Raw genomic sequence first — 8,194 nt, forward strand, 5'->3', positions numbered from 1 at the left:
GTCCAGCTTAGCAGACCCGATTTCCGTTTCCGCCACCCGCTGGAGCGGGGTTCCGGGTTTGGAATTCGCTATTCGCGCTTTCCGTTCCCGGCGGGGTTGAACATTACCAGGCTTTCTCGGTCCCCCTGACCACGCCCCCTGCGAGCACGCAGAGGTGTAGACCACTGGGGTTAGGATCTGGCTTGATAGGTGCTGCCGACCCGCGACTCAAGGCCGCGTTGGGGTCAGGCAGGAGTACGACAGTACATCCCACCGTCAGTAGAGGCAAATCGTTCCGGTAGTCCCTAGCTCCGCACAATTGGTACGTCTCGTGCGGAACCGGTACTACCCATGACATACGCTTCAGAACAGTACGCGCCGTCCAGGACAGGCAGTGACGGCGCCACACGATCTCCGCCCCTGGGAGGCTTCCCATGACAACCGTGACGTCGCCACTTGCTGGACGCGCCATCGGTCTCGCCGCAGTTCCCGACCCGGTCTTCTCCGGTGCGATGGTCGGTCCCGGTACCGCCATCGATCCCGTACGTGAGCCCTCGGAGGCCGTCTCCCCCGTCGACGGGGTCATCGTCTCCCTGCACCCGCACGCCTTCGTCGTCGTCGACGACGAGGGACACGGGGTGCTGACGCACCTCGGCATCGACACCGTCCAGCTGAACGGCGAGGGCTTCGAGCTGCTCGTCAAGAAGGGCGACCGGGTGACGCGCGGACAGGCCGTCGTCCGGTGGAACCCCGCCGACGTCGAGGCCGGTGGCAAGTCCCCCATCTGTCCCGTCGTGGCCCTGGAGGCCACCGCGGACTCGCTCTCCGAGGTCGTCGAGGACGGCGATGTGAAGGCCGAAGACGTGCTCTTCGGCTGGCGCTGAGCCGGTCCGTCCTCGTGACGACCGCGAGTTCGACATTCAACGCGGCGGCCGGGGCCGTCGCTCAATCGGAGACGGGTGAGATGGAGACAACGCTGCGAGGCGTCGGCGTCAGCCACGGAGTGGCGATCGGCGAGGTCCGGCACATGGGCACGGCGGTGCTGGAGCCGCCGGCCAAGCAGATCCCCCCGGACGAGGCGGAGCGCGAACAGGGGCGCGCCCGTCAGGCCGTGGAAGCCGTGGCCGCGGACCTGATTGCCCGGGGCAATCTGGCCGGCGGCGAGGCCCAGGCGGTGCTGGAGGCCCAGGCGATGATCGCCCAGGACCCGGAGCTCATCGCCGACGTCGACCGCCGGATCGCGGTCGGCAGCACGGCCGAGCGCGGTATCTACGACGCCTTCTCGCACTACCGCGAGCTGCTCGCGGGGGCCGGCGAGTACATGGCGGGCCGGGTCGCGGACCTGGACGACGTGCGGAACCGGATCGTCGCGCGGCTGCTTGGCGTGCCGATGCCGGGCGTGCCGGACAGCGACGAGCCGTACGTGCTGATCGCTCGGGACCTGGCGCCCGCCGACACGGCGCTGCTCGACCCGACGCTCGTGCTCGGGTTCGTGACGGAGGAGGGCGGGCCGACCAGCCACAGCGCGATCCTCGCGCGGGCGCTGGGTGTGCCCGCCATCGTGGCGCTGCCGGGCGCGGGTGAGCTGGCCGAGGGCACGCTCATCGCGGTCGACGGTTCCACCGGCGAGATCTTCGTGGAGCCGAGCGAGGAGAAGAAGGCGGAGCTGACGAAGGCCGCCGCCGAGCGCAAGGCCGCGCTGGCCGCGTCCAGCGGTCCGGGCGCGACCTCCGACGGTCACAAGGTGCCGCTGCTGGCCAACGTGGGCGGTCCGGCGGACGTGCCCGCGGCGGTGGAGGCGGGTGCCGAGGGCGTCGGCCTGTTCCGTACGGAGTTCCTCTTCCTGGACGACAGCAGGAAGGCTCCGTCCGAGGAGAAGCAGGTCGAGGCGTACCGCAAGGTTCTCGAGGCGTTCCCCGAGGGTCGTGTGGTCGTGCGGGTGCTCGACGCGGGTGCCGACAAGCCGCTGGACTTCCTGACGCCGGCGGACGAGCCGAACCCGGCGCTCGGTGTGCGGGGCCTGCGGTCGCTGCTCGACCACCCGGAGGTGCTGCGGACGCAGCTGACCGCGCTGGCGAAGGCTGCCGAGGGGCTGCCGGTGTACCTCGAGGTCATGGCTCCCATGGTGGCCGACCGTACGGACGCGAAGGCCTTCGCCGACGCGTGCCGTGAGGCGGGGCTGCGGGCGAAGTTCGGTGCGATGGTCGAGATTCCCTCGGCCGCGCTGCGGGCGCGCTCGATCCTCCAGGAGGTCGAGTTCCTCTCGCTGGGCACCAACGACCTGGCGCAGTACACCTTCGCGGCCGACCGTCAGGTCGGTGCGGTGTCCCGGCTCCAGGACCCGTGGCAGCCGGCGCTGCTCGACCTGGTGGCGCTGTCCGCCGAGGCGGCCAAGGCCGAGGGCAAGAGCTGTGGCGTCTGTGGTGAGGCCGCTTCGGATCCGCTGCTCGCCTGTGTGCTGACGGGTCTGGGGGTCACCTCCCTGTCCATGGGTGCGGCATCGATTCCGTATGTGCGGGCGACGCTCGCCAAGTACACGCTGGCGCAGTGCGAGCGTGCCGCGGCCGCGGCGCGGGCCGCGGACACGGCGCACGAGGCGCGGCTCGCAGCGCAGGCGGTGCTGTCCGGGGAGTGATACCCCGGGGTGCTCGACGAAGGGGCTTTCCGTCACTCGGTGACGGGGAGCCCCTTCGTCGTGGGCGGGGTCAGTGGTGGGTGGTCCAGTCGTCGTCGGGATCGGGGGCGAGGGGGAGGCCGGCGCGGTACTCGACGCCCGGTTCCGGGGAGAGGGGCTCGCCGGTGCGGGCGTCGGTGCAGTAGGCGGCGAAGACCTCGGCCTCGGTGAGCGGGGTGAGGGTGCCGTCGGTGAGGCGCCAGCCGTGGAGCCGGTCGGGGGCGCCGGGCGTGGTGGTGCGCAGGACGATTCCGCCGGGTGCCGCGAGGGCGATGCCGGTGGCGAGCACGGCGGTGAACTCCGGGCCGGTGGCGTCCTCGGGGGGCGTGGTGCCGTGGGCGTGGAGGACGGCGAGGAGCTGGTCGTCGGCGGCCTGGACGCTGCAGACGAGGTGGTGGGTGCCCGGTCCCGCGGCTTCGAGGAGTCGTAGGAGCAGGCGGCCCGCCCGCTCGTACGCGGCTTTGCCGATGTCCTTGCCGCAGGTGGCGCAGTCGCCGGCGGTGGCGAGGACGGTGGTGGCGTACTCCCAGGTGGCCTGGCGGACGGCGGTGTCGACGAGCTCGGGGAGGAGGGTGGTGAGGGGCTGGCCGGTGTAGGTGACGCGGGCGCCGGTGGTGGCCAGGTGGGCGGTGAAACGGCTGCGGCTCGCGGGGTGGTCGGGGTCGGTGCCGGTCTCGGCGCACCAGACGGCGTACTCCTCGGGGTCGAAGAGGATGACGGTGGTGTGGCCGCCCCGGGTCGAGAGGGTTTTGAGAAGGGCCTCGATCTGTCGCAGGTAGGTGGCGTGGTCGTCGAAGGCGAAGGTCCGGTACTGGCGCATGGCGGCGAAGTCCTGCTCGTCGGCGAGGAGTCCGACGGTGCTGGGGACCTCGCGGCGCAGGGCGCGGCGGAGGTGTGCGGTGCTGGTGCTGGTGCCGGTGCGGGTCATGTCTCCCCCTGGTGACGCTCCGATCAGTGCTCACTCACCGTAACCTTCGACACTGACAGTGACGGCCGGGCGAGGCGCCGGCGGACGAGGCGGTTCTGGGCGGCGGTGGTGGCGACCAGGGCGGCGCCGAGGAAGGGCCAGGCCAGGGGGCCCGCGGAGACGAGGCCGGTCACGAGGAGGGGGCCCGCGAAGCGCTGGGTGGACTGGGCGAGGCCGTGGACTCCGAGGTAGGCGCCCTGGGCGTCGTCGGGGGCGAGGGCGACGGAGATCTCCCAGGACGCGATGGTGTGGATCATCTCGGCGAAGGTGAGGGCGACGGCGGCCGCGACGAGGGCGGTGATCGCGAGGGTGCGGCCGCCCAGGGCGGAGGCGGCTAGGGCGAGCGTGCCGGCGGCGAAGAGGCCGGCCAGCGGGCCGAGCAGGCGGCGGGCGGCGTCGGTGGTGGCGCCGAAGCGGGAGAGCGGGACCTGGAAGAGCACGACGAGGACGCTGTTGACCACCAACAGGAGCGGTGCGAGGCCGACGGGGGCGTCGGTGGCGTGGACGATCCAGAGCGGCAGGGCGACCTGGAGGATCGAGTCGTGGAGGAAGAAGACGGCGTCGCCGGTGGTGAAGGCGAGGAAGCCGCGGTCGCGCCAGGGGTTGGAGGGCTTGGTGGCGGGGGCCGGGTCGGTGGAGGCGGCGGTGACGCGCGAGGTGGCGGGGGCGGGGGGTTCGGCGCAGCGGAGGGTGAGGGCGGCCATCAGGAGGTAGGACAGGGCGTCGCCGATCAGCAGGAGGTGGAAGGCGGTGGTGGAGCCGACGGCGAGCGCGGCGGCGGCGCCGAGGCCGCCGAGGGTCCAGCCGAGGTTGGAGGTGGTGCGGTTGATGGCCTGGTAGCGGACGCGGTCGGGGCCGGCGACGCGGGCCGCGTAGAGCTTGGTGAGGACGTTGGTGGCGCGGTCGGGGAGGGCGCCGGCGGCGGAGAAGAGGACGAGCAGCAGGTAGTCGTCGGTGGTGAGGAGGGCGAGGAGGGCGGCGGCGCGGAGAAGTTGGGTGCAGATGATGACGCGGACGAGGGGGAAGCGGTCGGCGAGGCGGCCGCCGAGGGGGGCGCCGGCTATGCCCGCGGCGCCGGAGAGGGCGATGAGGAGGCCGACCTGGCCGAGGCCGAGGCCGGTGACGTAGGTGAAGTAGAGGGCCACGGCCGTGGACCAGAGTCCGGTGCCGCACTTGTCGATGAAGCCGACGAGGAGCATGCGGCGGCCGTCGGTGCCGCCGGGGATGCGGTCCTTGAGGGGTGGGCGGGCGGTTCGTGCGGTGCTGCGGCTCATGGGTCCCCCTTGCGAACTGCTTTGTATTGATACATACTTGATTACGTGGCAGCACAATATGCGATCGAAGGGGCGACGGCCAAGGGGATTGCCGCGTCCGTGGAGCGGGGCGTGTCCGAGGGCGGGCTCGCCCCGGGCGACGCCCTGCCGCCGGTGCGGCGGCTCGCCGACGAGCTGGGGGTGAGTCCGGGGACCGTCGCCACGGCCTACAAGGAGCTGCGGCAGCGGGGCCTGATCGTCACGCGGGGCCGGGGCGGGACCGTGGTCGCGGAGGTGCCGTCGGTGGCCTCCCGGCGTCCGCCGCGCGTGCCCGCCGGTCTGGTCGACCTGGCCGGCGGACATCCGGACCCGGCGTTCCTCCCCGTACTGAGGCCCCCGGCGGCCGTCGCCCCGGTGTACGGCTCCCATCGCGCCGCCCCGCGGCTGGCGCACCTGGAGGAACTGGCCCGGGCGTGGTTCGAGCGGGACGGGGTGCCGGCGGAGCACGTGACGTTCGCGCACGGCGCCCTCGACTGCATCGCGCGGCTGCTGTCGACGGAGCTGCGGCCCGGGGACGCCGTGGCGGTGGAGGACCCCGGATTCCACCATCTGCTCGACCTGGTGCCCGCATTGGGGTTGCGGACGGTGCCGGTGGCGGTGGACGGCGAGGGGCTCGTGCCGGAGGCGCTGCGGGCCGCGCTGCGGGGCGGGGCGCGCGCGGTGGTGTGCAGTCCGCGGGGCCAGTGTCCGACCGGAGCGTTCTTCACGCGCGCGCGTAGGGACGAACTGGTGGCGGTGCTCCGGGAGTTCCCCGACGTACTCGTCGTCGAGGACGATCACAACGCGGAGGTCGGCGGGGCCGCGGCGTACACGCTCGCGGCGGCGGGGCTGAACCGGTGGGCGCAGGTGCGGACCGTGTCGAAGCACCTCGGCATCGACCTGCGCTGGGCCGGGGTCGCCTGCGACGCGGTGACGCTGGCCCGGCACGACGGGCGGATGCTGATGACCTCGGGCTGGGTCAGTCACGTCCTGCAGGAGACCGTGGCCGACCTCCTCGCCGACGGGGCGGTACGGGATCTGGTGGCGGCCGGCGAGGAGGCGTACGCGGAGCGGCGCGCGGCGCTGGTCGGCGCGCTCGGTGCGTACCGGATCCGCGCGGTCGGGGCGAGCGGTCTGAACGTGTGGGTGCCGGTGCGGGACGAGTCGGCGGTGGTGAACGGGCTGCGGACGCAGGGCTGGTGGGTCGCCGCCGGGGCGCGGTTCCGCATCGCGGCCCCGCCGGCCGTACGGATCACGACGGCGACGCTCGCGCCCACGGACGCTCTGCGCCTCGCGGCGGACTTCGCCGAGGTCCTGGGGGACGCCCAGGCGACGTACGGCGGGTGACGGCGCGACGGCCGCTCTCGTGTCCGTGACGCGCGGACGCTCCGGGAAGGGATCGGCCCTCCCCGGAGCGTCCGGTCGGTGTCGGTTCAGCGGGTGCGGAAGGCGTTGTGCTGGGTCTGGGTGAGCGTGTTGCCCCCGGTGTCGGTGAGTTCGGCGCGGAGCGAGACGGACCTGCCCGGGCCGGGGGTGCGGAATTCCGCCCGGCCGTCGCGGACGGAAACCCGGGTCCAGGTGGCGCCGTTGTCGACGGACGTCGACACCGTCAGGGACCGGACGCCGGTCTCGGCGGCCGCGCCCTGGACGGTGACCGGCACGCGGAGCGGGACCCACGCCGCGGCGGTGCCGTCCAGGGCGAGGTCCGGGGCGAAGCGGACGGTGCTGAGGGGAAGTGCCGCCGGGCGGGCGGCGGCGGCCGAGGTGAAGGTCCAGGAGGCGGTGACGCGCCCGCCGGCCGCCGCGCCGTCCCCTCGCGTCGCCGAGGCGGTCAGCCGGTACGAGGCCGCGCCGGGGGTGGTCGTGAACTCGGCGCGGCCGGGCTCGCCCCGACGGGTGCCGATCAGGACGCCGTCGCGATGGAGCGTGGCGGTCGCGGTGCGGAAGCGCGGTGCGCTCGGGGCGTGGCCGTCCCCGTCGGCGAGCAGCGGGATGTCGAGCGCGATCCCGTCGCCGTCGCGGACGCCGGCCGGGCGGGCTCCGGGCCTCGTGTCGAGGGCGGGGCCGAAGACGGCGTTGCCGAAGGTGTGGGTGCTGGTCGCGCCCGCGTGGACCGCGATTCCGTTCGCCTCGTAGCGGTTGGGCGGTGTCTCGGGGGCGGCCGGGCCGGTGAAGGTGACGTCCCAGAGACCGCGCTCGGGGGTGACGAGGACGGTCGCGGTGGCGGGGAGCTGAAGGGACTGGGCGAGGCCGACGGTGGGGCCCGCGCTGGGCTGGACGGAGACGAATCCGGTGCCGCTCGCGCCCTCGGGGGCGGCTCCCCGGATCTTCATGGTGGCCAGCTCGTCGGCCGTCGGGTGCCGGACGAGGCCGGTCAGGGCGCGGCCGGAGGTGAAGGTGTAGCCGAGCACGTAGTCGGCGCGCGCGCCGGACCAGTAGGTGTCGAACCACTCCTTGACCGAACCCGGTTCCGAGGCCGGGCCGAGGTGGGCCACGCGCAGGCCCTCGCGGGCCGTCATGATGTTCGCCGAGCGGGTGGTCCCCTCGTGGGTGACCTCGACGAACCCGATGCCGTTCAGCCGGCGCGCGTCCGGCTCCGGCGGACGGACGTCCACCGGGGCGGTCGTCCGGGCGTCGACGGTGACGGTCCTGTCGCCGTCCAGGTCCAGGCGGGGCTGGACGACCCAGTCGGTTCCGGTGGCCGGATCGGGGCCGTACAGCATGGAGTCGAGCAGGTAACGCCCCTTGGGCAGACGGACGGTGACCGTACCGGACTCGTCGTAGGGAGCGGCCTCCTCCTGCGCGCCCGGGCCCGAGATGCCGGCCACGTGGGTGCGGTAGCCGCGGGTGGCACGGCCCTCGCGGTCCAGGTGCCGGATCGTCAGCGTGTACGTCTCTGGGGTGCCGGACGCCGCCACGGCGGCCGGGGGCAGGACGGAGAGGGTCGTGCCCGCGAGGACGCCGGCGAGGGCCAGGGTGCGCAGGGCGGTGCGGCGGCCGGCAGTGCGGGGGGCGCGGGGCGGTGTCGAGGAATCGTTCATGCCCAGCACTGCTCGCGGCGGGCGGGGCGTTCCCGTGACCTGGGCCACACCGGGGGCGTGCGGTGGGGCCTGTGGTCCAGGTCACGGGAACCCCGGCGAACCACCGCCCAGTGCCAGATGTGGAATCACCTATGAGAGATCGTTTCCGCGCCGGGGACCCCACGGCGCTCGGCGAGGCGTACGACGAGCACGCACGCGTGCTGTACCACTACGCCTACCGGGTCTGCGGGGACCGGGCGGC

General features: G+C 73.5%; 6 protein-coding genes. 3 read left to right on the plus strand and 3 right to left on the minus strand.

Annotated elements, in window-relative coordinates:
- The first annotated feature begins 413 nt into the window (after positions 1-413).
- On the plus strand, positions 414-863 hold the full coding sequence (locus K7G60_RS37630; RefSeq protein WP_225805466.1) for a PTS glucose transporter subunit IIA: 450 nt from the start codon (positions 414-416) through the stop codon (positions 861-863).
- An 80-nt stretch (positions 864-943) separates the two neighbouring features.
- Positions 944-2,614 carry a phosphoenolpyruvate--protein phosphotransferase gene (gene ptsP / locus K7G60_RS37635; protein ID WP_225805467.1) on the plus strand — a complete coding sequence of 557 codons (1,671 nt, stop codon included), beginning with the start codon at positions 944-946 and terminating at the stop codon, positions 2,612-2,614.
- A gap of 70 nt (positions 2,615-2,684) precedes the next feature.
- Here the strand turns inward: ptsP and K7G60_RS37640 are convergent, their stop codons facing one another.
- Positions 2,685-3,581: a hypothetical protein gene (locus K7G60_RS37640; RefSeq protein WP_225805468.1), complete on the minus strand. Its 897-nt coding sequence runs from the start codon at positions 3,579-3,581 to the stop codon at positions 2,685-2,687.
- 23 nt (positions 3,582-3,604) lie between these two features.
- Positions 3,605-4,894, minus strand: a complete 1,290-nt coding sequence (locus K7G60_RS37645) for an MFS transporter (RefSeq protein WP_308083211.1) — start codon at positions 4,892-4,894, stop codon at positions 3,605-3,607.
- A gap of 45 nt (positions 4,895-4,939) precedes the next feature.
- Here K7G60_RS37645 and K7G60_RS37650 point away from each other — a divergent pair, with 45 nt between their 5' ends.
- Entirely contained in the window at positions 4,940-6,259 is a 1,320-nt protein-coding gene (locus K7G60_RS37650) for an aminotransferase class I/II-fold pyridoxal phosphate-dependent enzyme (RefSeq protein ID WP_225805469.1), read from the plus strand.
- Positions 6,260-6,345: 86 nt separating this feature from the next.
- Here the strand turns inward: K7G60_RS37650 and K7G60_RS37655 are convergent, their stop codons facing one another.
- A complete protein-coding gene (locus K7G60_RS37655; protein ID WP_225805470.1) occupies positions 6,346-7,953 on the minus strand; it encodes a serine protease in 1,608 nt (535 codons plus the stop codon).
- Between the last annotated feature and the right edge of the window lie 241 nt (positions 7,954-8,194).

The organism is Streptomyces sp. NK15101 (genome assembly GCF_020400725.1).
Taxonomy (GTDB): domain Bacteria; phylum Actinomycetota; class Actinomycetes; order Streptomycetales; family Streptomycetaceae; genus Streptomyces.

Coding starts and splice junctions, on each gene's coding strand:
- K7G60_RS37630 (WP_225805466.1), top strand. CDS start 414: ATGACAACCGTGACGTCGCCACTTGCTGGACGCGCCATCGGTCTCGCC.
- ptsP (WP_225805467.1), top strand. CDS start 944: ATGGAGACAACGCTGCGAGGCGTCGGCGTCAGCCACGGAGTGGCGATC.
- K7G60_RS37640 (WP_225805468.1), bottom strand. CDS start 3,581: ATGACCCGCACCGGCACCAGCACCAGCACCGCACACCTCCGCCGCGCC.
- K7G60_RS37645 (WP_308083211.1), bottom strand. CDS start 4,894: ATGAGCCGCAGCACCGCACGAACCGCCCGCCCACCCCTCAAGGACCGC.
- K7G60_RS37655 (WP_225805470.1), bottom strand. CDS start 7,953: ATGAACGATTCCTCGACACCGCCCCGCGCCCCCCGCACTGCCGGCCGC.